A 25,625-nucleotide genomic window follows, 5' to 3' on the forward strand; every position below is an offset into this window, starting at 1 on the left:
AGTCCGAACTCCGACGTCGCCGCTCGCCGCTTCCCTAGGGACGCCGCCGGCTTCGTCACGGATTCGCGCTACAACAAAGCGCAAGCTGTTCGAATCATGAAAGCCACGGCATGCCGTGGCTTTTTTGTTTTTCCGGCCCGTTAGCTCATCGGCTGACGTGCGCCAACGCCTTATCCACCTCTTACCCGCTGTCTGGAGCCTGCCGTCATGAATTTCAAGGAATATCCGATCGAGTCGCTGATGTACATCACCAACCGGCCCGAAATCGTTTTCACGCACGGCAAGGGCTCGTGGCTCTACGACAACAACGGCAAGCGATACCTGGACTTCATTCAGGGCTGGGCGGTCAATTGCCTCGGTCATTGCAACGAAGGCATGATCGAAGCGCTGAACCAGCAGGCGAAGCTGCTCTTCAATCCGTCACCGGCTTTCTACAACGAGCCGATGGCGAGGCTCGCGGCGCTGCTCACGCAGCATAGCTGCTTCGACAAGGTGTTCTTCGCGAACAGCGGTGCCGAAGCGAACGAAGGCGCGATCAAGCTCGCGCGCAAGTGGGGCAAGAAGTTCAAAGACGGCGCATTCGAAATCATCACGTTCGATCATAGTTTCCACGGCCGCACGCTCGCCACGATGTCGGCAAGCGGCAAGCCGGGCTGGGACACGATCTACGCGCCGCAAGTGCCGGGCTTCCCGAAAGCGGATCTGAACGACATCGCGTCGGTGGAAAAGCTCATCAACGCGAAGACGGTCGCAGTGATGCTCGAACCGATCCAGGGCGAAGGCGGCGTGATTCCGGCTACGCGCGAGTTCATGCAGCAACTGCGCGAGCTGACCCGCAAGCACAATGTGCTGCTGATCGTCGACGAAGTGCAAAGCGGCTGCGGTCGTGCAGGTACGCTGTTCGCCTACGAGTTGTCGGGGATCGAGCCGGACATCATGACGCTCGGCAAAGGTATCGGCGGCGGCGTGCCGCTCGCGGCGCTGCTCGCGAAAGCCGAAGTCGCCGTGTTCGAAGCGGGCGACCAGGGCGGCACGTACAACGGCAACCCGTTGATGACCGCGGTCGGTTACTCGGTGATCTCGCAACTCACCGCGCCGGGTTTCCTCGAAGGCGTGCGTGCGCGCGGCGAGTATCTGCGCGCGAAGCTGCTCGAGTTGTCGGAAGAGCGCGGCTTTAAGGGCGAGCGCGGCGAAGGTCTGTTGCGTGCACTGCTGCTCGGCAAGGACATCGGCAACCAGATCGTCGAAAAGGCGCGTGACATGCAGCCCGACGGTCTCCTGCTGAACGCGGCGCGCCCGAACCTGCTGCGCTTCATGCCTGCACTGAACGTCACGAACGAAGAGATCGACCAGATGATGGCGATGCTGCGTTCGATCCTCGACACGCTGAACTGAACCAGGACGCGTATGACGACGACCGCGACCGCAACGCTCTTCGCTATCCGCCGCTTCGACGCGCGCGACACCGGCGCGGTGGTCGCGCTGTGGCAGCAGGCCTTCCCTGAGTACAGGGAGGTGACGAAGCCGCAGCGCAACCCGCATCTGTCGATTGCGAACAAGCTCGCAACGCAGCCCGAGCTGTTCTTTGTGGCGATGCTGGATGAGCGAGTCGTCGGCACCGTGATGGGCGGCTATGACGGCCACCGCGGCTGGCTTTACTCGCTCGCGGTGGACGAGTCGTTGCGGCGGCATGGCATCGGCTCGCGTCTGGTCTCGCACGTCGAAGACGCGCTGACGGCGCTTGGCTGTCCGAAGCTGAACCTGCAGGTGTTGTCCGCGAAGAGCGACGTCCGCGCGTTTTACGAGGCGCTCGGTTATCGCGCGGATGCGGTGGTCAGTTTCGGCAAACGTCTTGGTGAGTTGGCGGATTCGACGCCGGTTTAGTATTCAGGCGCGTCATGCGTCGCAAAACAAAAGGCCGCATGCGTTTGACTCACGCATGCGGCCTTTTTTCATCGGCAGTTCAGCTTGAAGGGTTACTCACCCAATTCATTCACCCAACTCATTCACCCAGATAAGCTGCCCGCACCTTCGGATCATCCAGCATCTGCTTCGCGTCGCCGGACATTGTGACGAGACCCGAGTCCATCACATAGCCGCGGTTCGCCGCCTGCAGCGCGAGACGCGCGTTCTGCTCGACGAGCAGCACGGTCATGCCTTCGCCGGAAATTGCGCGCACCACTTCGAAGATCTTCTCGACCATGATCGGCGACAAGCCCATCGACGGTTCATCCAGCAGCAACAGCTTGGGACGAGAGATGATCGCTCGCGCCATCGCCAGCATCTGCTGTTCGCCGCCCGAGAGCGTGCCCGCGTATTGCGTGGCGCGTTCTTTCAGACGCGGAAAGAAGCCGAACATGCGGTCGACGTCGGCCTTGATGCCGTCGTTGTCGCTGCGCAGATACGCGCCCATCTGCATGTTCTCGACGATCGACATGCGCGCGAAGATACCGCGACCTTCCGGCACCATCGCGAGGCCGCGCTTCAGAAGCTCATGCGGCGGCACGCCCTTGATCGACTGACCCATGTACTCGATGTCGCCTGCGGCATACGGCTTGAGCCCCGTGATCGCCTTCATCGTCGTGGTCTTGCCCGCGCCGTTCGCGCCGATCAGCGTGACCAGTTCGCCCTGCCCAACCTCGAGGTCAATGCCCTTGACTGCCTGGATGCCGCCGTAATTGACCTGCAGGCCCTTGATTTTCAACATTGCTTGCGTCGTGGACATCAGTGGACTCCTGCACCCAGATAAGCTTCGATCACCTTCGGATCCTTCTGCACGTCTTGCGGCAGCCCTTGCGCAATCACCTTGCCGTAGTCGAGCACCGTCATCTGGTTGCACAGACCCATCACGAGCTTCACGTCGTGTTCGATCAGCAGGATCGTCTTGCCGTCGGCGCGGATCTTGTCGAGCAGTCGCGTGAGTTCGACTTTTTCCGTTGCGTTCATGCCGGCAGCGGGTTCGTCGAGCGCGAGCAGCTTAGGATCGGTTGCAAGCGCGCGCGCAATTTCAAGGCGGCGCTGATGGCCATACGAGAGATTGCGCGACGTGTAGTCCGCGTACTGCGCAATGCCGACGTACTCCAGCAGTTCGACCGCGCGTTCCTTGATCTCACGCTCTTCCTTGCGCTCGGCCGGCGTCTGGAACACCGCGCCCAGGAGGCCGTGCTTCGTGCGCACATGGCGGCCGACCATCACGTTTTCGAGAGCGGTCATGCCGCCAAAGAGACGGATGTTCTGGAACGTACGGGCAATGCCCGCCTTCGCCACCTGATACACCGCGGTCGGCGTGTAGTTCTGGCCGTCGAGTTTGAAGTCGCCCGAGTCGGGCGTGTACAGGCCCGTGATCACGTTGAAGAAGGTTGTCTTGCCGGCGCCGTTCGGGCCGATCAGACCATAAATCTGGCCGGCCTTGATTTCCAGGCCGACGTCGGACAGTGCCTGCAAACCGCCGAAGCGCTTGTTGACGCCCTTCACCGACAGTCGAATGTTATCGCTCATGTTTTTTCTCCCTGTCCGTCAGGCGCGCACCGGCTTCTTGCCGCCACGCTTCGACAGTTTCGCAATCTTGTCTTCGTGCTTCGGCGACGGCCACAGGCCTTCCGAGCGATACAGCATGATCAGCACCATCGCGAGTGCGTAGACCAGCTGACGGATCACTTCCGTGTCGACGATTTCATGGCCGAAGAGCATGTGCTGCAGCGGACCCATCGTCGAGCGCAGGAATTCCGGCAGGACGGCGAGCAGCACCGCGCCGAGAATCACGCCCGGGATGTGGCCCATGCCGCCCAACACCACGCACGCCAGCACGACGATCGACTCCGGCAGCGTGAACGATTCCGGCGACACGAAGCCCTGGAACGCGCCGAACATCGCGCCCGACAGGCCGCCGAACGACGCACCCATCGCGAACGCGAGCAGCTTGACGTTACGCGTGTTGATGCCCATCGCCTTGGCGGCGATTTCGTCTTCGCGAATCGCGGCCCATGCGCGGCCGATACGCGAGTGCTGCAAACGCGTACACACCCAGATCACGAGAAGCGCAGCAAGCACGAACAGGTAGTAGTACGAGTACACCGACGGGAACTGGAAGCCGAACAGCGAGTGCGTCTGCGCGAGACTGAAGTCGCCGAAGTGCACCGAATCGATCCCGGTAATGCCTTTCGGGCCGTTGGTGATATTCACCGGACGGTCGAGGTTGTTCAGGAAGATCCGGACGATTTCCCCGAAGCCCAACGTCACGATAGCGAGGTAGTCGCCTCGCAGACGCAGCGTCGGCGCCCCGAGTATCACGCCGAAGAACGCCGCCACCCCCATCGCGCATGGCACGATGAGCAGGAACGGCAGGTGCAGCCCGTTCGGCGCGAGATGCGCGATCCACTCGAACTGCGACGTCAGATGCGGCGAGGACAACAGCGCCGCGGTGTAGGCGCCAACCGCGTAAAAGGCGATATAACCCAGGTCGAGCAGGCCGGCAAAGCCGACCACGACATTGAGACCGAGTGCCAGCATCACGTACAGCATCGCGAAGTCGAGCACGCGAACCCAGTAGTTGCCGCCGGCGGTGCCGATGATCATCGGCGCGGCGATCACGAAGAACGCGGTGATGATGCCGACCGTCAGCGTCTTCGCCAGGTTCTTCTCGGGAATGAGCGTCGTGGACGGCTCGATCGGTTGAATTGAGGTCATTTGATTTACTCCTTGGCCTGGATCAAGCGCGATCCGCAACGCGTTCGCCGAGCAGACCCGACGGACGGAACACCAGCACGATGATCAGCACGATGAACGCGAACACGTCCTGATAGTTACTGCCGAACACACCACCGGTCAGGTTGCCGATATAGCCGGCGCCCAACTGTTCGATCAGTCCCAGAATCACGCCGCCGACCATCGCGCCGCCGAGATTGCCGATACCGCCGAGCACCGCCGCGGTAAAGGCCTTCAGGCCGGGGATGAAGCCCATGTAGAAGTGCGCGTTGCCGTATTCGGATGCGATCATCACGCCGGCGAGCGCAGCAAGCGCCGAGCCGATCATGAAGGTGGCCGAGATCACGAAGTTCGGGTTCACGCCCATCAGCGAAGCAACGCCCGGGTTCTCGGCGATTGCGCGCATCGCGCGGCCGAGCTTGGTCTTGTGCACGAGCAGCAGCAGGCCTGCCATGACGAGGAACGCGACGACGATGATCACGATTTCAGTCATCGAGATCACGGCGCCAGGCGTCGTGTCGGTGGCCTTGATCACGTTCAGCGGATCGGTGGGCAGAAGCTGCGGGAAAGGCAGCGGGTTGCGCGACCAGATCATCATGGCGAGCGTTTGCAGCAGGATCGACACGCCGATCGCGGTGATCAGCGGAGCGAGACGCGGCGCCTTGCGCAGCGGCCGGTAAGCCACGCGCTCGATCGTGTAGCCCACCACCGCGCATACCACGGCGGCGATTGCCAGCGCGATGCACAGCGTGGGCACATTCCCCAGGCCGGGGAAGTGGTTTTGCAGCACGCCTATGGCGGAGAGCGCGACCATCGCGCCGACCATCAACACATCGCCGTGAGCGAAGTTGATGATGCCAAGAATGCCGTAAACCATCGTATAGCCCAGTGCGATGATGGCATAAACGCTGCCCAGCACCAGTCCGTTTAGGATCTGCTGGATGAAGATATCCATTTAATGCTCCTTAGCCCGTGCGACTGGATTCGCGCTCTTCATCAGCCGGTGGGCGGTGATGCGTTACGGAATCTCAACGGCACTGCGGGTACTGATGTAAAAGACCGGTAAGGGTTTATCCGCCGCCGGTTTGCCCAGACGACTGGGTCACAGTCGCAGGCTCGCCTTCAGCGGATGCAAAAACGGCACCGTTGGGTGGTTCGGTGCCGTCAGGCTGAACGTCCCGTCATCACATCTTCACGACGTCGAGAACCGCTTTCTTGCCGTCCTTGAAGTCGTAAAGCGTAATGGCGCCCTCTTTCAAATCACCCTTGTCGTCGAACGCGATGCGGCCGATTACCCCGTTGTAATCGGTGGACGGCATCGCAGCCAGCACCTTGGGCGCCTCGATCGAATTAGCGCGCTTCATTGCATCGACAATCACGTACACAGCGTCATACGTGAACGGTGCGTAAATCTGCACCGGCGTGTGGAAGCGGTCCACGTACTTCTTCTCGAAGTCCGCTCCCCTGTCCATTTTCGAAAGCGCGAGTCCCGCTTCCGAACAGACCAGGTTTTGCACGGCGGTTCCCGCCAGCTCCCCCACCTTGTCGGTACACACGCCGTCGCCGCCAAGGATTTTTGCCCTGATACCGAGCGCCGCCGCCTGTTTGGCAAACGGCCCGCCCGTCGCGTCCATGCCGCCGAACATGATGGCGTCCGGATGAACACTCTTGATCTTTGTGAGGATGGCCCGGAAGTCCGTGGCCCGGTCGTTCGTCGCTTCCCGCGCGACGATCTTCGCTCCGCTCGCCTCGACGGTCTTCGCGAATTCGTCCGCGAGCCCCTTACCGTAGGCGGTTGCATCGTCCACTACGGCGATGCGTTTGGCGCCCAACGCCTTCGTGGCGTAATTGGCGAGCGCCGGACCTTGCTGCGCGTCGGTCGCGACGACGCGGTAGGTCGTCTTGAAACCTTGCTGCGTGTACGCCGGGTTCGTCGACGAGGGCGAGATCTGCACGATGCTTGCGTCGCTATAAATCTTCGAAGCCGGAATCGAAACACCCGAATTCAGATGCCCGACAACGGCCACCACGTGATCGTCCACCAGCTTCTGAGCGACCGCCGTACCGGCCTTCGGATCGGCCGCGTCGTCTTGCGCGTCGAGCTGCAAGTCGATCTTGTGGCCGTCGATCGTCAGGCCTTGTGCATTGATTTCCTCGACCGCGAGACGCGCGCCGTTTTCATTGTCCTTGCCCAGATGCGCGATGCCGCCCGTCAGCGGGGCTGCATGGCCGATCTTCACGACGATTGCTTCGCTCGCCGGCGCAGCGGACGCCGCCACTGCCGCCGATGCTCCTGCTCCCGCCTCGCCATCCTGTTTTTTGCCGCACGCGGTCAACATCGCAACCGCGGCCGCGATGGACACGGCGTAAGCAAACTTGACTCGCATTAAATAGGTCTCCCGCGCCTTGCAAAATCTATTGTTCGGGACCCTAAGGCCTTGAGAACGCGCGCATTGTAACTCCAATTTTGCGACGGGCAATATTGTTGAACCGGCAGGGTTTTCCTGCATTGCAACCGCATTTCAAGACAGCACTAACGCTAAAGGAGCAACCCGGTTGCGACTGATTTTCGTGCATCAGTTGCACCAGCGTGGGACCCAATGGCATCAAGTGTTGTAGACGCTTCGTCCGAGGCCCGCCTGCACTGCGGTTTGGCTTAAGTCATATCTGAGCCGCGATGTTTCGCTGTCGGCACCATGTTAGTGCGTCAAAATAGTTTGCGGCCGGTTCAAGCCTCATAAAACGGGGCCACATGCATCGAAACTCAATTAAATACCGGATCGGATTTGCGAATATTTATCGAAGCGGACGCCCGGAAAGCGGGTGTTTCCATCGATATGGCACCAATTAACCGCCGGCACTCGCTGTCTATGGGCAAAAAAAAAGCGCGCCCATGGGCGCGCGACATTAGATCGATACAGAACTGTCAGGCTGGCAGACCCAAGCCGCGAGGCAACGGGAACGCGATGTTTTCCTCGATGCCCTCGAGCGCGCGCACGTTGCTCACGCCAAGCTCGCGCAGGCGAGCAATCACAGCCTGCGCCAGCACTTCGGGAGCCGAGGCACCGGCAGTCACGCCGATCCGGCGCTTGCCCTCGACCCATGCCGGATCGATCTGGTCGGGTGAATCCACCATATAGGAAGGCACGCCGAGCTTTTCGGCCAGTTCGCGCAGCCGGTTGGAGTTCGAACTGTTGGGGCTGCCGACCACGATCACCAGGTCGCACTGCGGCGCCATGAATTTCACGGCGTCCTGGCGGTTTTGCGTGGCGTAACAGATGTCCTGCTTTTTCGGCTCGCGAATGGACGGATATTTCGCCTTGAGCGCGCCGATGATCTCCGCTGCGTCGTCGACGGAAAGCGTGGTTTGCGTGACGAACGCGATCCGCTCCGGGTGGGCCAGTTGCAGTGCCTGCACGTCTTCGATGTCTTCGACGAGGTACATGCCCTCGCCCGCCTGGCCCATCGTGCCTTCCACTTCCGGATGGCCTTTGTGGCCGATCATGACAATGTCGAAGCCGTCTTGCCGCATCTTCGCGACCTCGATGTGCACCTTGGTGACGAGCGGACAGGTCGCGTCGTAGACGCGCAGCCCGCGCGACTCGGCCTCGCTGCGCACCGCTTTCGAGACACCGTGCGCGCTGAAGATGACCGTATTGCCGGAGGGCACCTCTTCCAGACGCTCGATGAAAATAGCGCCCTTCTTGCGCAGATCTTCGACGACGTAGGCGTTATGGACGATTTCGTGACGCACGTAGATCGGCGAGCCGTGCAGCTTGATGGCGCGTTCGACGATCTCGATAGCCCGATCTACGCCGGCACAGAACCCGCGCGGCTGAGCCAGCAGGATCTCCGTTTCGGCAAGGGTCGTATCCGCGATGGTCATGTTTAGAGAATCCCGATGATTTTCACTTCGAATGCCAGCGCCTGGCCAGCAAGCGGGTGGTTGAAATCGAATAGGGCCGACGTTTCGTTCACTTCTTTCAGAACGCCAGCGTAGCGGCCGCCGCCCGGAGCGTTGAATTCGACCAGGTCGCCTGGCGAAAAATCCTCGCCGATCATGCTGTTTTCCCGCAGCGTGGCCAGAGACACGCGCTGGATCAACTCCGGATTGCGCGGACCAAATGCGGCCCCGGGGGCTAGCTGAAAGGTCGAATGGTGGCCGACCTTCAAACCCATCAGAATGTCTTCCAGCGGCGGTGCGAGTTGTCCCGCACCGAGCAGCAGCGTGGCAGGCTTGTCGTTGAAGGTGTTGATGACTTCGGCGCCATCGGCAAGGGAAAGCCGGTAGTGAAGCGTCACATGTGAACCGGGCTTCACTTCGGAAATGTCGATGATGCTCATGCAATGCTCGCTCAGTCGTAGCGCGCTCTCACGCGTGCGCCGCGGGGCGCAGCCGACGCGTGCGGCAAACCGTCGGCGTGCCGTGCGCAAAGTGTCTATTGTAAGCCACATGGCGGGCCTCGGCTTGCGTCCGTCGCGCGCACCGGGCCTGAACCCCAAGCGAAGGAATTGTCTGTATATGTCTGATTATGCGTCGACGATCGACGAACCAATGTTGGATGACGCTCGTTCGCCGCAGGTTGCTCCGGCTCCCGCGGCGGGCAGATTGCGTCGAAGGCGCAAATGGCCCAAACGTGACATGCCGCGTGAGCGGCTAGTCGACCAGGGCCCCGGCGTGCTGTCGGACACCGAGATGATCGTGCTGGTTCTCGGCTCCGGCCTGCCGGGCCACGATGTGTTCAGCGTGGCTCACGAACTGCTAGACCGTTTCGGCTCGCTGCGCGCGATGCTCGATGCGACTTACACGGACTTCGACGGGCTGCGCGGCATCGGGCCCGCGAAAAAAGCGCAACTGCTCGCCATCATGGAAATGGCGCGCCGCTCGCTCGTCGACAAAATGCGCCGCCGTTCGCTCATGAATTCTCCTCAGGCCGTCGAAAACTATCTGCGCCTTCTGATAGGCGGCCGTCCGCACGAAGTATTCGTGTCGCTGTTTCTCGACGCGCGGCACCGGCTGATCCGCAGCGAGGAAAGCGCGCGCGGCACGCTCACGCGCATGGCGGTGTATCCGCGCGAGATCGTGCGGCGCGCGTTGACGCTCAATGCCGCGAGCCTGATCGTCGCGCATAATCATCCGTCCGGCGCTGTGCGGCCGAGCGCGAGCGACTGCAGCCTGACGCGCACGCTGCGCGAAGCGCTGGCGTTAATCGACGTTCAACTGGTCGATCATCTGGTAATCGGCTCCGACAGCGTATACTCCTTTGCCCGGGACGGCTGGCCCTGACGCTGGGCCATGCGAAGGCGCCCGCAAGCTCGCCTTGAAACAGTATGAAAAAGCGCGAACGGCAACGCAAAAGGCGCTGCGCGGTGTCTTGCCGTCGCAAATAAGGTTTGATTTTGCGGCTTTTTTTCTGCTAGAATTCCGGTTTGCCTATTTCCAACCCCCTGTTCCGAAGCCACCAAGGCGTTCCGGAAAGGATGCGTGTCTGATTCAGCGCGACTCTTTTCGGGAAACTTTCACGGCGTTCGAACTCAGAATTAGCGTATTAGGAGTGCTCTCATGGCACGCGTATGCCAAGTAACTGGGAAAGCGCCGATGAGCGGCAACAACGTTTCCCACGCGAACAACAAAACCAAGCGCCGGTTCCTGCCGAACCTGCAAAGCCGCCGCATTTGGGTGGAAAGCGAAAACCGTTGGGTGCGTCTGCGTATTTCGAACGCCGGCCTGCGCCTGATCGACAAGAACGGTATCGACGCTGTGCTCGCAGATCTGCGCGCACGCGGTGAAGCCTAAGGAGTAAATCATGGCGAAAGGCGCACGCGACAAGATCAAGCTGGAATCGACCGCAGGCACGGGTCACTTCTACACGACGACGAAGAACAAACGCAACATGCCGGAAAAGATGCTGATCAAGAAGTTTGATCCGGTCGTCCGTAAGCATGTTGAGTACAAGGAAACCAAGATTAAATAAGTCTTGGCTCCTGCCGCCTGACGACGGCAAGACATACACAAGAAGCCTCGCATTCGTGCGAGGCTTTTTTGTTTTCGCTTACCAAAACAGCCAACCTTGGATCGCCATCTTCCGCGATAACAGATTCCTATACCGTTCAGCCAGCTTTCCCTCGACCGTCGCGGCGCGTATCCTTTCCCGTTTTAGCAGCGCGTAAATGGCACGCTGCCACGGCAAAACGAAAGACGGAGATGCGAGCAATGGAATTCGATGTGGCGATTGTCGGTAGCGGTCTGGCGGGGCTGAGCGTCGCGCTCAATCTCGCGCAGACGCGGCGGGTCGCGGTGATCGCCAAGCGGTCGATAACCGAGGGTGCGAGCGATTGGGCGCAAGGCGGCATTGCCGCGGTGCTCGATTCTGCGGACAGCATCGAGAATCACGTGCGCGATACGCTCGTTGCAGGCGCCGGCCTATGTGATGAAGCCGCGACGCGCTTCATCGTCGAGCACGGGCGCGCTGCGATCGAATGGCTGATCGAACAGGGCGTGCCATTCACCAAAGACGACTCGGCGGAGCTCGGCTTCCATCTGACTCGGGAAGGCGGCCATAGCCATCGGCGGATCATTCATGCGGCGGATGCGACGGGCCATGCGGTAGTCGCCACGCTGAGCGAGCGTGTGCGGCAGCATCCGAACATCACGCTGCTGGAAGATCACTACGCAATCGACCTGATCACGTCCGACCGGCTGGGACTGCCCGGCCGCCGTTGCCATGGTCTTTACGCGCTGGACGTGCAAAACGGACGCACCGTCACGATCGAGGCGCCGCACACCGTGCTCGCCACCGGCGGCGCCGGCAAGGTGTATCTGTACACGACAAATCCCGATACCGCGACGGGCGACGGCATCGCAATGGCATGGCGTGCAGGCTGCCGGGTGTCGAACATGGAGTTCATCCAGTTCCACCCCACCTGCCTCTTCCATCCGTACGCGAAGTCGTTTCTGATCTCTGAAGCGGTGCGCGGCGAAGGCGGCGTCCTGAAGCTGCCGGACGGCACGCGGTTCATGCCGAATCACGATGAACGCGCTGAGCTCGCGCCGCGCGACATCGTGGCGCGCGCGATCGACTTCGAGATCAAGAAACGCGGCATCGATTGCGTGTATCTCGACATCAGCCATCAGCCGGCGGATTTTCTTCGCGAACATTTTCCGACGATCCTCGCTCGGTGCCTCGAATTCGGCATCGACATCACGAAGCAACCGATCCCCGTAGTACCGGCGGCGCACTACACGTGTGGTGGCGTGGTAACCGACCTAGCCGGCCGCACGGATCTTGCGGGCCTCTATGCAGTCGGCGAAACATCTTGCACTGGATTGCACGGCGCCAACCGCCTTGCCAGCAATTCATTGCTCGAGTGTCTCGTGCTTGGCCGCTCGGCAGCGCGCGCGATCGACGAAGAAGGATTCTGCGGCGCCGTCCACGCGCCTTTGCCAGACTGGGATGAGAGCCGCGTTTCGGACCCCGACGAAGAAGTGGTCGTCGCGCACAATTGGGATGAGGTTCGCCGGCTCATGTGGAACTACGTCGGCATCGTGCGCACGGACAAACGCCTCGCGCGAGCCAAACACCGGCTGGCACTATTGCGCGACGAGATCCACGAGTACTACGCGAACTTCAAGGTGAGCCGCGATTTGCTCGAGTTGCGCAATCTCGTGGACGTAGCCTCGTTGATCGTGGACGGCGCTCGCTCGCGGCGCGAAAGCCGCGGCCTGCATTTCAGCCGCGACTGGCCGGCAACCCTGCCCAAAGCGCTGCCAACTGTGCTCTCGCCCGAACACGTACGCAACCGCAACGTGTGATGGAAGTTAAAACGCCATCACCGGCCCCAGGCCGGCGATGGCGTTTTATGAACACGACGGAGGCAAACTTCCGTCAGACGATACGCAACGAGTAATCGGTTGCTCGGACGTCTTTTGTCAGAGCGCCGATCGACACGCGGTCGACGCCCGTTTCCGCGATAGTCCGCACCGTCTCGAAGTTCACTCCGCCCGACACTTCCAGTACGGCGCGCCCGGCGGTGATACGCACTGCTTCGCGCATTGCATCGAACGAGAAATTGTCGAGCAGAATGGACTGCGCGCGATGCGCCAATGCCGTTTCCAACTGCTCGAGCGTCTCGACTTCGATCTGGATAGAGACGCCCGCGTTGAGCGCAAGCGCCGCGCCCATGGCCGCTCCTACTCCGCCAGCGGCGGCAATGTGGTTTTCCTTGATCAGAATGCCGTCATACAAAGCGAGCCGTTGATTCGCTCCGCCGCCCACGCGCACCGCGTATTTCTGCGCCAGCCGCAAGCCGGGCAACGTCTTCCGCGTATCGAGAATGCGGGTACGCGTATGGGCGATCGCATCCACATACCGGCGCGTGGCGCTCGCCACGCCTGATAGAAGCTGAAGGAAGTTAAGCGCGTTGCGCTCGGCAGTGAGCAGCGCACGGACCGGTCCACGCAGTTCGCACACGGGAGTGTCCGCCATCATCCGGTCGCCTTCACGGTAAAGCCACTGCACCTCGATCCGCGAGTCCACTTGCCGCAAGACCGCGTTGAACCACGGCACGCCGCACAACACCGCATGCTCACGGACGACGACGCGCGCGTGGCGCACTTCATCGGCGGGGACGAGGCGGCCGGTCTGGTCACCCGTGCCGACGTCCTCCGCGAGTGCGTCGGCGACGTTGCGCGCGAGCGCTGCGTCGAACGCCGCGCCGTATTGCGCATGGATCTCGGCGAAGAGCGGCGACACGGCTTCGGCTTGGCTATATGAGGCCGAACGGGGCTCTGCTGAACTCTGCGTTGCCGCGTTCATCAGGCGGCCCCCACGTTCGAATACAACTGCGCGTCGCGCGCCAGATCGCCGCTTGCCTGCACGCGTTTCTTGTGACGCGCCGCAAAGTCGAGCATGCGGTCGATTGGCACACGCGCCCGCTCGCCAACAGCGCGCCCGACGAAAATCTCGTTATGAGCGCGCTCAAGGACGTCGGCGAGATTCGCGAGGCCGTTCATAGCCATCCACGGGCAATGCGCGCAGCTCTTGCATGTCGCGCTGTTGCCGGCCGTAGGCGCGGCGATCAACGTCTTGCCAGGCGCGGCGAGCTGCATCTTATGCAGGATGCCGAGGTCCGTTGCCACGATGAAGTGCGTCGCATCCAGCTCCTGCGCGGCAGCGATCAACTGCGTCGTGGAACCGACGACGTCCGCTTGCGCAACCACGTTGGCAGGAGACTCCGGATGAACCAGGACTTTCGCGCCCGGATATTCGGCGCGCAGCAAATCGAGTTCGATGCCTTTGAATTCGTCGTGCACGAGACACGAGCCCTGCCACATCAACATGTCCGCGCCGGTCTTGCTCTGGATGTAACCGCCGAGGTGCCGGTCCGGTGCCCAAATGATCTTTTCGCCGCGCGCGTGAAGGTCAGCAACGATCTCGAGCCCAATCGACGAAGTCACCATCCAGTCTGCGCGGGCTTTAACGGCCGCACTCGTATTCGCATAAACGACCACCGTGCGGTCCGGATGCGCGTCGCAGAAAGCCGAAAATTCATCTACCGGACAGCCGAGGTCCAGCGAGCATGTTGCGTCGAGATCCGGCATCAAGATGCGCTTGTCCGGGCTCAAAATCTTCGCTGTCTCGCCCATGAAGCGCACTCCCGCCACCACGAGGGTTTGCGCCTCGTGGTCGCGCCCGAAGCGGGCCATTTCGAGTGAATCGGCCACGCAGCCGCCGGTTTCGTCGGCTAGCTCCTGCAATTCAGCGTCGACATAGTAGTGGGCGACGAGCACGGCCTTCTCGCGTTTGAGCAATGCGCGAATGCGCTCTTTCAGCGCCACTTTCTCCTGCGCCGACGGCACGTCGGGCACCTTCGCCCACGCCTGCCCGATCCCACAGGATGTGCCCTGTGACTGCGGCCGGTCGTATTCGACGGCCTTGATCGCCTGCTGATCCATGATCTTCTCTGCCCTCGCTTTGCCGCCGTGGAATACCCATCGCGTCATGCAAATTCCGCGGCCCAAAAAGCAAAACCCCGCCAACGCGGGGTTTTGTGACGTAACGAAATTTTAATGGATTTCGTGGCTAAGCATAACGGCGCAGTCGCATTGCGAACTCCTGCAGCGCTTTAATGCCGCTCGCTTCGGCGCGATGACACCAGTCCTGCAATTGCACCAGCAACTGATCGCGCGACGCGTTCGAGCGCTCCCACATCGACGCAAGTTCGTTGCGCATGTCGATGTACGTCTTCAATTTCTGGCTGTTCGCGAAGATTTGCGGCAACAGACGCTTCTGCGGCTCGTCGAGCCCCGCTTCTTCTTTGTGGAACCAGCTGCGCGCACCGCGCATGACCTGATACTTCTCGCGCGCGCCCACTTCCTTCAGATGCGCGAGTTCCTGACGATACGCGCGCTTGAGCGCCTTGCCGTAACGTGCCATCACTTCGTAACGGTTAGCCAGCACGGCCTGCAACGTGTCCTGATCGAGCACCATCTTGCCCGTGGTTAGACGCGGCGTAGGCGCGACCTTCTTCACCTTGGCGAGGCGGAATGCCGACATGATGCGGATGTACATCCAGCCGATGTCGAACTCGTACCACTTGTTCGACAGCTTCGCCGACGTGGCGTACGTGTGGTGATTATTGTGCAGCTCTTCACCGCCGATGATGATGCCCCACGGGAAGATGTTCGTGCTTGCGTCCGACGAGTTGAAGTTGCGATAACCCCAGAAGTGCGCGAGACCGTTGACCACGCCGGCTGCCCAGAACGGAATCCACACCATTTGTACGGCCCAGATGGTCAGGCCGACAACGCCGAACAGCGCGACGTTCAGCACCATCATCAGGCTCACGCCCAGAATCGGGTATTTCGTGTAGACGTTGCGTTCCATCCAGTCGTTCGGCGTGCCGTGACTGAACTTGCGCATCGTCTCTTCGTTTTTCGCTTCCGTGCGGTAAAGTTCCGCGCCTTCGAGCAGCACCTTCCAGATGCCGCGCGTTTGCGGGCTGTGCGGATCTTCTTCCGTTTCGCACTTGGCGTGGTGCTTACGGTGGATGGCCGCCCATTGGCCGGTCAGCATGCCCGTGGTCATCCACAGCCAGAACCGGAAAAAATGACTGACGACAGGATGCAACTCCAGCGCGCGATGCGCCTGGCAGCGATGCAGATACACCGTCACGCCGATAATTGTGACGTGCGTCACGGCGAGCGTGTACAGAACAAGTTGCCACCACGAGAAGCGCATCAGACCGTGGGCAAGAAAATCGAGCAAAGAATTCAACAAGGCAATTTACCTGTGGAACGAGAGACACGAGACACCCGCGAACTGCGCGTGTCAAGAAAGTGAAAGCATACAGCGGGATTGGACGACATTCTACTTGAAGCGTTCCAAGTGTTTGTAACAAATAGGGATTTTTTGTGCAGCATCAACGCCAGCACGCCCGCAGCAAGACCGTTAGACTCTTCAGTGCCTCGCGAGTGCCCGCTAAATAGCGCCACCTGCCTGATTCGCCGCAGCGGCGGTCACAGTTACCGTTTTGGAGAACACGCCGCCGACATTTGCCGCGTCAGCAGCATTGCCGATGATCCGGACTTCGCGTTGCGCGAAAGGAATGGAGATGCCGTGTGCGGAAAAAAGCTGCCAGATGCTGCGATTGACTGCCGAGCGGACGGCAGATGTGCCCGTTGCCGCATCTGCAATCCAGAAGCCCAGTTCCAGGTTGATGCCATCGGCGCCAAAGCCCACGAGATAAGGCGTGGGCGCCGGGTCCGTCAGTACGCGGGGCACGCCTTCCGCTGCTTGGGCGAGGAGCGCCATGGCTTGCTCGACATCGGCGGTGTAGGCGATCTGCACGGCCGCCTTCGCATAGCCACGCGTCAGATACGACGACTGGTTCTGCACTACGTCGGTAATCAGTTTTTCGTTGGGAATCGGTGTTTCGATGCCGTCAAGCCCGCGCACAACCGTATATCGGGTGCGGATCTGCGTGACCATGCCTTGCAGGCCGCTCACGTTGATCGTGTCGCCGATCCGCAGCGACCGGTCGATCAGGATAATGAAGCCCGACACATAGTTGCTGGCGATCTTCTGCAAACCAAAACCCAGCCCCACGCCCAGAGCACCGCCGAATACGCCGAGCACGGTGATGTCGATGCCCACCAGCGACAGGCTGATCAACACCGCCGCCAGCACGAAGGCCGCGCGGCCGAGACGCGCCGCTACGACTTTCAGATTCGCGTCGAGCGTCGCGGCGCGCATCAGACGGTCTTCGAACGCCGAGCCGAGCCACATTGCGACGATCATCGTCACGCAGACCCACAGCAGGCCCGTGACGAGCGAGAGCAGCGTCATGTGCGCATTCGCGACGCGAAAGTGCACGCTCGCCATCCACGCGATCACGTCGTCCTGAATGCCCATCACGGTGAGCACCATGGCGACCCAGACGCCCAGAGAAACGATTTTTTCGACGAGGAAAAGCCACGGGTGCGTCTCCCCGTCATGGCTGAAGACGCGCCGCGCGAAGAAAAACACGATGTAAATCAAGCCGATGCCGAAGAGCGGCACCAACGCGAGATCGAGCAGCGACGTGTGGATGAACTGGCCCGCGATCGCCCGCGCGACCCAGACCAGCACGGCGCCGATCAGCGGGAAAAACGCGCGGTTCAGGCTTTCCGCGCCAAAGCGCAGCGTCTGATAGCGGGTCTGACGGCGCAAATCGAGCGCGCGGCGCAACAGCCGGGCGAGCAACCAGGCGAGCGCGAGCGTGGCGACCAGCACGCCCACTTGCCAGAGCATGACTGGCTGGCCGAAGTCGCGCGCGAGATCGCCGAACAGATGAGAAAAGATACGGTTTTGCATGATGTCGCCGGAATGACCGGCTCGCGGTTCGGCTCGCGGTTCGGATAATCGATCCGCGAGCCGGCTGGCTTACTGCGAGCTCAACTCTGGCGTTCGAGAACGGCCGCGAAAAAGCCGTCGGTCGCGTGGCGGTGCGGCCAGAGCGACAGGTAATCGTCCATTTCGAGATCGATGCGCTGCTCGGCCAGCACCTCGCGCGCGGGGACGAGCGCAAAGTCCGGATGATCGGCGAGGAACTGCTGAACGACCGCTTCGTTTTCCGCTTCCAGGATCGAGCAGGTCGCATACACGAGGCGGCCGCCCTTCTTCACCAGACGCGACGCGCTCGCCAGAATCGACGCCTGCTTGGGCGCGAGTTCGGCGACAGACTCCGGCGACTGGCGCCATTTCAGGTCCGGATTGCGGCGCAGCGTGCCCAAACCGCTGCACGGCGCGTCGACCAGCACGCGGTCGATCTTGCCTGCAAGCCGCTTGATCTTGGCGTCGTGCTCACTGTCGATCAACACCGGATTCACGTTCGACAGACCGCTGCGAGCAAGCCGCGGTTTGAGCTTGGCGAGGCGCCGCTCGGAGATGTCGAACGCGTACAGACGCCCGGTCGAGCGCATCGCCGCGCCGAGCGCGAGGGTCTTGCCGCCTGCGCCCGCGCAGAAGTCGACGATCATCTCGCCGCGCTTGGGCGCAACCAGCGAGCACAGCAACTGGCTGCCCTCGTCCTGCACCTCGACCCAACCCTGCTGGAACGCGTCGAGCTTGGTGAGCGGCGGCTTGCCCACCACCCGCACGCCGAACGGCGCGAACGGCGTTGCGCCGCCTTCGATGCCGGCTTTCGACAGCGCGTTCAGCACGTCGTCGCGGCTCGCCTTGATGGGGTTCGCGCGCAGATCCAAAGGCGCCGGGTAGTTCAGCGCGGCAGCCAGCTGCGCCAGTTCGGCGGGTTCAAAACGCTTGGCGAGCGCCTGATAGATCCAGTCGGGCAGGTTCAGGCGAATCCGCAGCGGCAAGCTTTCCGGGTCGATCATCGCGACGTGTTCGAGCCATTTCGACTCCGCGTCCGACACGAACGGCTTGAGCGCCGTGCGGCCGGCCGTCTGCATGAGGCCGAGCAAGGCCATGCGGCGGGCGGGGCTGCCCGCGCCGCTTTCGGCCAGGTGCGCGAACTCCATCCGGCGACGCAACACCGCGAAGACCGCCTCGGCAATTACGCCGCGCTCGCCGTGCCCGAGCTTCGGATGCGCGCGGAAAAAACGGCTCGTGGTAGCGTCGGCAGGGCCGTTCAGTCGTAGGACTTCGGCCAGCAAAGTCTCAGTTTGTCCAATCAGAAAACCATGTAATCTCATGCGCCCTCTCCGGCGGTGTGACCGGCAAAGAGCCATTGCGGCTCCGGCGGCGTAAGCGTGACACGCAGGCCATCCAGGGCGAGACGCCCTTCGACGAACCAGCGCACCGCGCGTGGATAAATAATGTGTTCGGTCGCGAGCACGCGCTCGGCAAGCATGGCCGGCGTATCGCCGGCTTCGACGGGCACCGCCGACTGCGCGACGATCGGCCCGTGATCGAGCTGCGAAGTAACGAAATGCACCGACGCGCCGTGCAGGCGCACGCCGGCGTCGAGCGCCTGCTGATGCGTTTTCAGTCCCGGAAAGCTCGGCAGCAGCGACGGGTGCACGTTCAACATGCGCCCCGCATAACGATCGACGAAATCGTCTGTCAGCACGCGCATGAAGCCTGCGAGCGCTACGAGATCGGGCGAGAAGCGATCGATTTGTTCAGCGAGCGCGCAGTCGAAGCTGTCGCGATCGGGAAACTGGCGGTGATCGACCACCGCCGTGGCAATGCCGTGCGACGCCGCGAACGCAAGGCCCGCGGCATCCGGACGGTTGGCAATCACGGCGGCGGCCTGCGCCGGCCAGCCTTCGTTTGAGCAGGCTCGAACGATGGCTTCCATGTTGCTTCCCCGCCCTGAAATCAGGATGACGAGTTTTTTCATGCGCGGATTTTATCATTCGGGGGCACCCAAACCGCGACGCGCCGCCGTCCGGTGCGCCGAGCGTTTATAATCGTTTGTTTTGCGGCACCTCGCCCGCTCTATCCCGACGCGCTATCGTGAGAGTCTTCCGCGGTCTTCCCAATGCTGAAAGCCGTGCGCCCTGCGCACTGACCATCGGCAACTTCGACGGTGTCCACCGCGGCCATCAGGCTTTGCTCGCGCACGTGCGCGCGGCGGCGGACGCGCGCGGCCTGCCCGTCTGCGTGATGACCTTCGAGCCGCACCCGCGCGAGTTCTTCAATCCTGCCGGCGCGCCGCCGCGCATCGCGATGCTGCGCGACAAGCTGGAGGCGCTGCGCACTAACGGCGTGGACCGCGTCGTCGTCGAGCACTTCAATCACACGTTCGCGAGCCAGTCGCCGGATGCGTTCGTCGAACGGATCATCGTCAACGGGCTGCACGCCCGCTGGGTGATGATCGGCGACGACTTCCGCTATGGCGCAAAGCGCGCGGGCGACTTCGCGTCGCTGAAAGCCGCGGGGCAGCTCTACGGTTTCGAAGTCGAACAAATGGCAACGGTCGCCGATCCGTCCGGCGCGCGTATCTCCAGCTCAGGGGTGCGCGCGGCGCTGGTGGCGGGCGATCTCGACGCGGCGCGCGCCGCGCTGGGCCGCGATTATCTGATCAGCGGTCACGTCGTGCACGGCATGAAGCTCGGCCGCGATCTCGGCTTTCCCACGCTAAACCTGCCGATCGCGCACAAGCGCCCGGCGCTCGCAGGCATTTTCGTCGTGCGCGTGCATGGCGTGGCGGACGAACCGCTGCCGGGCGTCGCAAGCCTCGGTCTGCGCCCGACCGTCGACGATTCCGGCCGCGTGCTGCTCGAAGTGCATCTGCTCGACTGGCACGGCGACGCATACGGCAAGCTCGTGCGCGTCGAATTCCTGAAGAAGCTGCGTGACGAGGAAAAGTACGTCGACCTCGAATCGCTCACGGCCGCCATTGCGCGCGACGTCGCCAACGCGCGCGCATGGTTCGCGGCCGTCGGCGCGGGCTCGCCGGGCAGCCGTTCCACCGGTTTCGCCACGTCGGCCACCGACCGAATTAGATAGCCGCCGCGGTCCATGCGCGCTGATTGCCGCACGGACCGTCGCTCTCGCGCATCGAATGGCGTCCGTGCATCGCGCGAAATGCCTGCCGGGCGCGCCCCACGCTCTCGCGCATCGTGCGCAACCCGCGCCCCGCTGCGCTTATAAAGAATTCACCGCGACCACATCATGAGCAACAAGAAAGCCGATTCGAAACCGCCGTCACGTTATCCCGTGAACCTGCTCGACACGCCGTTCCCGATGCGCGGCGACCTTCCCAAGCGCGAGCCGCAATGGGTCAAGGAGTGGCAGGAACACAAGATCTACGAGAAGATCCGCGCCGCCAGCAAGGGCCGCAAGAAGTTCATCCTGCACGACGGTCCTCCGTATGCGAACGGCGACATCCACCTCGGCCACGCGGTGAACAAGATCCTGAAGGACATGATCGTCAAGGCGCGCAACATGGCCGGCTTCGACGCGGTCTACGTGCCGGGCTGGGACTGCCACGGCATGCCGATCGAAATCCAGATCGAAAAGCAGTTCGGCAAGTCGCTGCCCGCCGCTGAAGTAATGCAGAAGGCGCGTGCCTACGCGACCGAGCAAATCGAAAAACAGAAGGTCGGCTTCCGGCGTCTGGGCGTGCTCGGTGAGTGGGACAACCCGTACAAGACGATGAACTTCACGAACGAAGCCGGCGAAATCCGCGCACTCGCGAAGATCATGGAAAAGGGCTACGTGTTCCGCGGCCTGAAGCCGGTCAACTGGTGTTTCGATTGCGGCTCGGCGCTCGCTGAAGCTGAAGTCGAGTACAAGGACAAGACAGACCCGACCATCGACGTGCTGTTCAGCTTCGCCGAGCCGGAAAAGACCGCGCAGGCGTTCGGCCTCACCGCGCTGCCGCGCAATGAAGGCGGCATCGTGATCTGGACCACCACGCCGTGGACCATCCCCGCCAACCAGGCGCTGAACCTGCACCCGGAAATCGTCTATGCGCTCGTCGACACGCCGCGCGGGCTGCTGATCCTCGCCGAAGAGCGCGTCGAAGCATGCCTGAGGACATACGGCCTGGAAGGCTCGGTCATCGCCACCACGCCCGGCGCGAAGCTCGTCAATCTGCGCTTTAACCATCCGCTCGCGTCAGCGCATCCTGGCTACAAGCGTACAGCGCCGGTCTATCTCGGCGATTACGTCACGACGGAAACCGGTACGGGTGTCGTGCATTCGTCGCCCGCCTATGGCGTAGAAGACTTCGTGTCTTGCAAGGCGCACGGCATGGCTGACTCGGACATCATCAATCCGGTGATGGGTGACGGACGTTACATCGAATCGCTCGCGCTGTTCGGCGGCCTGTCGATCTGGGCGGCCAATCCGCAGATCGTCGAGGCGCTGCAAGGCGCCGGATCGCTGTTGCGCACCGAGAAGTACACGCACAGCTACATGCACTGCTGGCGCCACAAGACGCCGATCATCTACCGCGCCACGTCGCAATGGTTCGCCGGCATGGACGTGAAGCCGAACGATACCGACAAGACTCTGCGCGAAACCGCACTCGAAGGTATCGAAAACACGGCGTTTTATCCGTCGTGGGGCAAGCAGCGGCTCTTCAGCATGATCGCGAACCGTCCGGACTGGACATTGTCGCGTCAGCGCCAGTGGGGTGTGCCGATGGCGTTCTTCGTGCACAAGGAAACCGGCGAACTGCATCCGCGCACGCTGGAGTTGCTCGAGGAAGTCGCGAAGCGTGTCGAAGAGGCCGGTATCGAGGCCTGGCAAACGCTCGACCCGCGCGAATTGATCGGCGACGACGCCAACATGTACGAAAAGAACCGCGACACGCTCGACGTGTGGTTCGATTCCGGCACCACGCATTGGCATGTGCTGCGCGGCTCGCACAAAGACGAACTGCAATTCCCGGCCGACCTGTATCTGGAAGGCTCGGACCAGCATCGCGGCTGGTTCCACTCGTCGCTTCTGACCGCGTCGATGCTCGACGGCCGTCCGCCGTACAACGCGCTGCTCACACACGGCTTCACCGTCGACGGCGAAGGCCGCAAGATGAGCAAGTCGCTCGGCAACGGTATCGATCCGCACGAAGTGGCGAACCGGCTCGGCGCGGAAATCATCCGCTTGTGGATCGCGTCGACCGATTACTCGGGCGAGCTCGCCATCTCAGAAGAAATCCTGAAGCGCGTGACCGAAGGCTATCGCCGCATTCGCAACACGCTGCGCTTCCTGCTCGCGAATCTGTCGGACTTCGACTTCGAGAAGAACGCGCGCCCGGTTGAAGACTGGCTTGAGATCGACCGCTATGCGGTGGCGCTGTCGGCGAATCTGCAAAACGACATCCTCTCGCATTACGACAAGTACGAGTTCCACCCGGTCGTCGCCAAGCTGCAAACGTTCTGCTCCGAAGACCTCGGCGGCTTCTATCTGGACGTGCTGAAAGACCGCCTGTACACCACGGCCGCAGATTCCGTCGCGCGCCGCTCCGCTCAAACCGCGCTGTATCACATCGCGCAAGGCCTGTTGCGTCTGATGGCGCCGTTCCTGTCGTTCACAGCCGAAGAAGCGTGGAAGGTGTTCCAGCCGAACAGCGAGACCATCTTCACCGAGACGTACCACGCGTTCCCGGCGGTGCCGGACGCCGGCGCGCTGCTCGATAAATGGACGCTGTTGCGCGCTGCGCGCGGCGACGTGACGAAGGCGCTGGAAGAAGCGCGCGTTGCGAACCTGATCGGCTCGTCGCTGCAGGCGGAAGTGGAGATCCGCGCGAGCGGCGCACGTTACGACGCGCTGACAAGTCTCGGCGACGACCTGAAGTTCGTGCTGATCACGTCGGCTGCGAGCGTTGTCAAGGTCGAGAGCGAAGCGAAAGAAGGCGTCGAAGTAATCACGTCGAAGTATCTGAAGTGCGAGCGCTGCTGGCACTATCGCGCGGACGTGGGCGCGGACGCGGAACACCCCACGCTGTGCGGCCGCTGTGTCAGCAACCTGTTCGGAAACGGTGAAGCGAGGAGCGCGGCATAATGGCGAGAACCATGGCGAAAACCACATCGAAAGCTTCCGCCGGAAACAGTTCGCTGGCGCCCTGGCTGGGCGTCGCACTGATCGTGATCCTGTTCGATCAGTTGACGAAAATCGCGGTGCAGAAGGTGTTTGCCTACGGCGTCGCGCATGAGGTCACGTCGTTCTTCAATCTGATTCTCGTGTACAACCGCGGCGCCGCATTCAGCTTCCTCGCAATGGCAGGCGGCTGGCAACGCTGGGCATTCACCGCGCTCGGCGTGGTTGCCGCGCTGGTGATCTGCTATCTGCTCAAGCGCCACGGCGCGCAAAAAATGTTCTGCACCGCGCTCGCGCTGATACTCGGCGGCGCGCTCGGCAACGTGATAGACCGGCTCGCGTACGGCCACGTGATCGACTTCCTCGATTTCCACGTGCGTGCGTGGCACTGGCCGGCCTTCAACCTGGCCGACAGCGCGATCACGGTCGGCGCGATCCTGCTCGTGGTCGACGAGTTGCGGCGCGTACGCGGCTCGCGTTAACGTCGCGTTAAGGTCGCGCTAACGTCGAGTTAACGTCGCCTCGCCGCGCGAGGCCGGGAGGTCCGTTTTCGACCGCTCGCCTCGCGCCAGAAGTCCGCTTTGACGGCCGGCAACGGTGCAAGCGCGCCGCGCCCGGACACCACGCTTTGTCGGAGGCTTTAGTTGGCAACCGCAGAACTCGCAGGAAAACACCTCGTCCTCGGCATGACGGGCGGCATTGCCTGCTACAAGATCGCCGAACTCACGCGCCTGCTGACCAAGGCCGGCGTAACCGTGCAGGTCGTAATGACCGAAGCGGCCACGCAGTTCATCACGCCGGTCACCATGCAGGCACTATCGGGCCGGCCGGTCTACACGAGCCAGTGGGACGCGCGCATCGCGAACAACATGGCGCATATCGATCTGTCGCGTGAAGCCGACGCGATCGTGATCGCGCCCGCCTCCACCGACTTCCTCGCCAAACTCGCGCACGGCATGGCCGATGACCTGCTCGCCACGCTGTGCGTCGCGCGCGATTGCCCGCTGCTCGTCGTGCCCGCGATGAACCGGCAGATGTGGCAAAACCCGGCCACGCAGCGCAACGTCGCACAACTGCGCGCGGACGGAATCGCAGTGCTCGGGCCGGACTCCGGTCCTCAGGCTTGCGGCGAAATCGGCGACGGCCGCATGCTTGAAGCCGCGGCAACCTACGAGGCGATCGCATCGTTCTTCGCGCCGAAAATTCTCTCCGGCCGGCGCGTGTTGCTGACCGCGGGGCCGACTTTCGAACCGCTGGATCCGGTGCGCGGCATTACCAATCGGTCGAGTGGCAAGATGGGTTTCGCGCTGGCCCGCGCCGCGCAACAGGCGGGTGCCAATGTGCATCTCGTGGCGGGCCCTGTCGCGCTCGAAACGCCGTGGGGCGTGGTCCGTGAAGCCGTGCAAACCGCCCAGCAGATGCACGATGCGGTCATGCGCGCGGTCACGGATGCGGACATTTTCATCGGCGTGGCCGCGGTCGCTGACTGGCGCGTCGATCACCCGAGCGAGCACAAGATCAAGAAGAGCGCGGATCGCGCGCTGCCCACTTTTTCGTTCGTCGAAAATCCGGATATTCTGGCCTCGGTCGCGAAGCTGCCACATCCGCCGTTCACCGTCGGCTTCGCTGCGGAAAGCGGTGATCTCGAAGTGCATGGCGAGGAGAAGCGCGTGCGCAAAAACGTGCCGCTTCTGATCGGCAATCTCGGGCCGCTCACTTTCGGCATGGACGACAACGAGGTCGTCCTGTTCGAAGCGGGCGGCGCTACCAGACTACCGCGCGCCGACAAGCAGACGCTCGCGCGCGCGCTGATCGCGGAAATCGCGAAGCGTCTGCCCGACACAGTTTGATTCGCTGAGTGGACAGTCCGGCACCGGCATGCAACCGGCACAAGCCACGTCGGCAAAGCGAATGGAACCCATCTGG

General features: G+C 62.2%; 23 protein-coding genes. 10 read left to right on the forward strand and 13 right to left on the reverse strand.

Features of this window, described 5'->3' with window-relative positions; genetic code table 11:
• Positions 1 to 207 precede the first annotated feature (207 nt).
• Positions 208 to 1,395, forward strand: coding sequence for an acetylornithine transaminase (locus RW095_RS31255; protein ID WP_317022543.1), 1,188 nt, complete (start codon positions 208 to 210; stop codon positions 1,393 to 1,395).
• A 12-nt stretch (positions 1,396 to 1,407) separates the two neighbouring features.
• Positions 1,408 to 1,884: a GNAT family acetyltransferase gene (locus RW095_RS31260; protein WP_317022544.1), complete on the forward strand. Its 477-nt coding sequence runs from the start codon at positions 1,408 to 1,410 to the stop codon at positions 1,882 to 1,884.
• Between the two features lie 118 nt (positions 1,885 to 2,002).
• Here the strand turns inward: RW095_RS31260 and RW095_RS31265 are convergent, their stop codons facing one another.
• The 7 genes from RW095_RS31265 to RW095_RS31295 form a co-directional block, all read right to left on the reverse strand.
• Entirely contained in the window at positions 2,003 to 2,707 is a 705-nt protein-coding gene (locus tag RW095_RS31265; protein WP_128595715.1) for an ABC transporter ATP-binding protein, read from the reverse strand.
• Positions 2,708 to 2,724: 17 nt separating this feature from the next.
• Complete coding sequence (locus RW095_RS31270; protein WP_128595707.1) at positions 2,725 to 3,498, reverse strand: ABC transporter ATP-binding protein; 774 nt, start codon at positions 3,496 to 3,498, stop codon at positions 2,725 to 2,727.
• An 18-nt stretch (positions 3,499 to 3,516) separates the two neighbouring features.
• Positions 3,517 to 4,686: an ABC transporter permease subunit gene (locus RW095_RS31275; protein WP_128585761.1), complete on the reverse strand. Its 1,170-nt coding sequence runs from the start codon at positions 4,684 to 4,686 to the stop codon at positions 3,517 to 3,519.
• A gap of 22 nt (positions 4,687 to 4,708) precedes the next feature.
• Positions 4,709 to 5,659, reverse strand: a complete 951-nt coding sequence (locus tag RW095_RS31280; RefSeq protein ID WP_013340266.1) for a branched-chain amino acid ABC transporter permease — start codon at positions 5,657 to 5,659, stop codon at positions 4,709 to 4,711.
• 229 nt (positions 5,660 to 5,888) lie between these two features.
• A complete protein-coding gene (locus RW095_RS31285; RefSeq protein ID WP_020069106.1) occupies positions 5,889 to 7,091 on the reverse strand; it encodes a branched-chain amino acid ABC transporter substrate-binding protein in 1,203 nt (400 codons plus the stop codon).
• Positions 7,092 to 7,630: 539 nt separating this feature from the next.
• The gene (gene ispH, locus RW095_RS31290) at positions 7,631 to 8,590 is read right to left on the reverse strand and encodes a 4-hydroxy-3-methylbut-2-enyl diphosphate reductase (RefSeq protein WP_317022545.1); all 960 of its coding nucleotides are present in this window, start codon (positions 8,588 to 8,590) and stop codon (positions 7,631 to 7,633) included.
• A 2-nt stretch (positions 8,591 to 8,592) separates the two neighbouring features.
• Positions 8,593 to 9,048, reverse strand: coding sequence for an FKBP-type peptidyl-prolyl cis-trans isomerase (locus RW095_RS31295; RefSeq protein WP_128585763.1), 456 nt, complete (start codon positions 9,046 to 9,048; stop codon positions 8,593 to 8,595).
• Positions 9,049 to 9,226: 178 nt separating this feature from the next.
• Here RW095_RS31295 and radC point away from each other — a divergent pair, with 178 nt between their 5' ends.
• The 4 genes from radC (at position 9,227) to nadB (ending at position 12,517) form a co-directional block, all read left to right on the forward strand.
• Positions 9,227 to 9,991, forward strand: a complete 765-nt coding sequence (radC, locus tag RW095_RS31300) for a RadC family protein (protein WP_317022546.1) — start codon at positions 9,227 to 9,229, stop codon at positions 9,989 to 9,991.
• A gap of 276 nt (positions 9,992 to 10,267) precedes the next feature.
• Entirely contained in the window at positions 10,268 to 10,501 is a 234-nt protein-coding gene (rpmB, locus tag RW095_RS31305) for a 50S ribosomal protein L28 (RefSeq protein ID WP_006050117.1), read from the forward strand.
• 10 nt (positions 10,502 to 10,511) lie between these two features.
• Positions 10,512 to 10,679: a 50S ribosomal protein L33 gene (rpmG, locus tag RW095_RS31310; RefSeq protein WP_007180630.1), complete on the forward strand. Its 168-nt coding sequence runs from the start codon at positions 10,512 to 10,514 to the stop codon at positions 10,677 to 10,679.
• 239 nt (positions 10,680 to 10,918) lie between these two features.
• Complete coding sequence (gene nadB / locus RW095_RS31315) at positions 10,919 to 12,517, forward strand: L-aspartate oxidase (RefSeq protein WP_317022547.1); 1,599 nt, start codon at positions 10,919 to 10,921, stop codon at positions 12,515 to 12,517.
• A 73-nt stretch (positions 12,518 to 12,590) separates the two neighbouring features.
• Here nadB and nadC read toward each other — a convergent pair whose 3' ends face one another.
• The 6 genes from nadC to purN all read right to left on the reverse strand — a co-directional run bounded on the left by nadC (position 12,591) and on the right by purN (position 19,548).
• Positions 12,591 to 13,520: a carboxylating nicotinate-nucleotide diphosphorylase gene (nadC, locus tag RW095_RS31320; RefSeq protein ID WP_317022548.1), complete on the reverse strand. Its 930-nt coding sequence runs from the start codon at positions 13,518 to 13,520 to the stop codon at positions 12,591 to 12,593.
• Complete coding sequence (nadA, locus tag RW095_RS31325; RefSeq protein ID WP_317022741.1) at positions 13,520 to 14,659, reverse strand: quinolinate synthase NadA; 1,140 nt, start codon at positions 14,657 to 14,659, stop codon at positions 13,520 to 13,522. Before nadA ends, nadC begins: the two co-directional genes overlap by 1 nt.
• Positions 14,660 to 14,786: 127 nt before the next feature.
• Positions 14,787 to 15,983: a DesA family fatty acid desaturase gene (locus RW095_RS31330; protein WP_027778980.1), complete on the reverse strand. Its 1,197-nt coding sequence runs from the start codon at positions 15,981 to 15,983 to the stop codon at positions 14,787 to 14,789.
• 201 nt (positions 15,984 to 16,184) lie between these two features.
• Complete coding sequence (locus RW095_RS31335; RefSeq protein ID WP_317022549.1) at positions 16,185 to 17,558, reverse strand: mechanosensitive ion channel family protein; 1,374 nt, start codon at positions 17,556 to 17,558, stop codon at positions 16,185 to 16,187.
• Positions 17,559 to 17,638: 80 nt separating this feature from the next.
• Entirely contained in the window at positions 17,639 to 18,898 is a 1,260-nt protein-coding gene (locus RW095_RS31340; RefSeq protein WP_317022550.1) for an RsmB/NOP family class I SAM-dependent RNA methyltransferase, read from the reverse strand.
• Positions 18,895 to 19,548, reverse strand: coding sequence for a phosphoribosylglycinamide formyltransferase (gene purN, locus RW095_RS31345; RefSeq protein WP_317022551.1), 654 nt, complete (start codon positions 19,546 to 19,548; stop codon positions 18,895 to 18,897). Before purN ends, RW095_RS31340 begins: the two co-directional genes overlap by 4 nt.
• 116 nt (positions 19,549 to 19,664) lie before the next feature.
• Between purN and RW095_RS31350 the strand changes: the two genes are divergently transcribed.
• The 4 genes from RW095_RS31350 to coaBC all read left to right on the forward strand — a co-directional run bounded on the left by RW095_RS31350 (position 19,665) and on the right by coaBC (position 25,549).
• Complete coding sequence (locus RW095_RS31350) at positions 19,665 to 20,660, forward strand: bifunctional riboflavin kinase/FAD synthetase (protein ID WP_317022552.1); 996 nt, start codon at positions 19,665 to 19,667, stop codon at positions 20,658 to 20,660.
• 165 nt (positions 20,661 to 20,825) lie between these two features.
• Positions 20,826 to 23,663 carry an isoleucine--tRNA ligase gene (gene ileS / locus RW095_RS31355; protein ID WP_317022553.1) on the forward strand — a complete coding sequence of 946 codons (2,838 nt, stop codon included), beginning with the start codon at positions 20,826 to 20,828 and terminating at the stop codon, positions 23,661 to 23,663.
• A gap of 11 nt (positions 23,664 to 23,674) precedes the next feature.
• The gene (lspA, locus tag RW095_RS31360) at positions 23,675 to 24,181 is read left to right on the forward strand and encodes a signal peptidase II (protein ID WP_128585872.1); all 507 of its coding nucleotides are present in this window, start codon (positions 23,675 to 23,677) and stop codon (positions 24,179 to 24,181) included.
• 162 nt (positions 24,182 to 24,343) lie between these two features.
• The gene (gene coaBC, locus RW095_RS31365) at positions 24,344 to 25,549 is read left to right on the forward strand and encodes a bifunctional phosphopantothenoylcysteine decarboxylase/phosphopantothenate--cysteine ligase CoaBC (protein WP_317022554.1); all 1,206 of its coding nucleotides are present in this window, start codon (positions 24,344 to 24,346) and stop codon (positions 25,547 to 25,549) included.
• The last annotated feature ends 76 nt before the right edge of the window (positions 25,550 to 25,625 follow it).

The organism is Paraburkholderia kirstenboschensis (assembly GCF_032806925.1).
In the GTDB taxonomy this organism is placed as follows: Bacteria; Pseudomonadota; Gammaproteobacteria; order Burkholderiales; family Burkholderiaceae; genus Paraburkholderia; species Paraburkholderia kirstenboschensis.

Bases quoted from the DNA above. Each gene is read 5' to 3' on its own strand.
- RW095_RS31280 (WP_013340266.1), bottom strand. From the start codon at position 5,659: ATGGATATCTTCATCCAGCAGATCCTAAACGGACTGGTGCTGGGCAGC.
- RW095_RS31340 (WP_317022550.1), bottom strand. From the start codon at position 18,898: ATGAGATTACATGGTTTTCTGATTGGACAAACTGAGACTTTGCTGGCC.
- RW095_RS31335 (WP_317022549.1), bottom strand. From the start codon at position 17,558: ATGCAAAACCGTATCTTTTCTCATCTGTTCGGCGATCTCGCGCGCGAC.
- rpmG (WP_007180630.1), top strand. From the start codon at position 10,512: ATGGCGAAAGGCGCACGCGACAAGATCAAGCTGGAATCGACCGCAGGC.
- radC (WP_317022546.1), top strand. From the start codon at position 9,227: ATGTCTGATTATGCGTCGACGATCGACGAACCAATGTTGGATGACGCT.
- RW095_RS31285 (WP_020069106.1), bottom strand. From the start codon at position 7,091: ATGCGAGTCAAGTTTGCTTACGCCGTGTCCATCGCGGCCGCGGTTGCG.
- lspA (WP_128585872.1), top strand. From the start codon at position 23,675: ATGGCGAAAACCACATCGAAAGCTTCCGCCGGAAACAGTTCGCTGGCG.
- nadB (WP_317022547.1), top strand. From the start codon at position 10,919: ATGGAATTCGATGTGGCGATTGTCGGTAGCGGTCTGGCGGGGCTGAGC.
- RW095_RS31255 (WP_317022543.1), top strand. From the start codon at position 208: ATGAATTTCAAGGAATATCCGATCGAGTCGCTGATGTACATCACCAAC.
- RW095_RS31260 (WP_317022544.1), top strand. From the start codon at position 1,408: ATGACGACGACCGCGACCGCAACGCTCTTCGCTATCCGCCGCTTCGAC.
- ispH (WP_317022545.1), bottom strand. From the start codon at position 8,590: ATGACCATCGCGGATACGACCCTTGCCGAAACGGAGATCCTGCTGGCT.
- RW095_RS31295 (WP_128585763.1), bottom strand. From the start codon at position 9,048: ATGAGCATCATCGACATTTCCGAAGTGAAGCCCGGTTCACATGTGACG.
- purN (WP_317022551.1), bottom strand. From the start codon at position 19,548: ATGAAAAAACTCGTCATCCTGATTTCAGGGCGGGGAAGCAACATGGAA.
- rpmB (WP_006050117.1), top strand. From the start codon at position 10,268: ATGGCACGCGTATGCCAAGTAACTGGGAAAGCGCCGATGAGCGGCAAC.
- ileS (WP_317022553.1), top strand. From the start codon at position 20,826: ATGAGCAACAAGAAAGCCGATTCGAAACCGCCGTCACGTTATCCCGTG.
- RW095_RS31270 (WP_128595707.1), bottom strand. From the start codon at position 3,498: ATGAGCGATAACATTCGACTGTCGGTGAAGGGCGTCAACAAGCGCTTC.
- RW095_RS31275 (WP_128585761.1), bottom strand. From the start codon at position 4,686: ATGACCTCAATTCAACCGATCGAGCCGTCCACGACGCTCATTCCCGAG.
- RW095_RS31265 (WP_128595715.1), bottom strand. From the start codon at position 2,707: ATGTTGAAAATCAAGGGCCTGCAGGTCAATTACGGCGGCATCCAGGCA.
- nadC (WP_317022548.1), bottom strand. From the start codon at position 13,520: ATGAACGCGGCAACGCAGAGTTCAGCAGAGCCCCGTTCGGCCTCATAT.
- nadA (WP_317022741.1), bottom strand. From the start codon at position 14,659: ATGGATCAGCAGGCGATCAAGGCCGTCGAATACGACCGGCCGCAGTCA.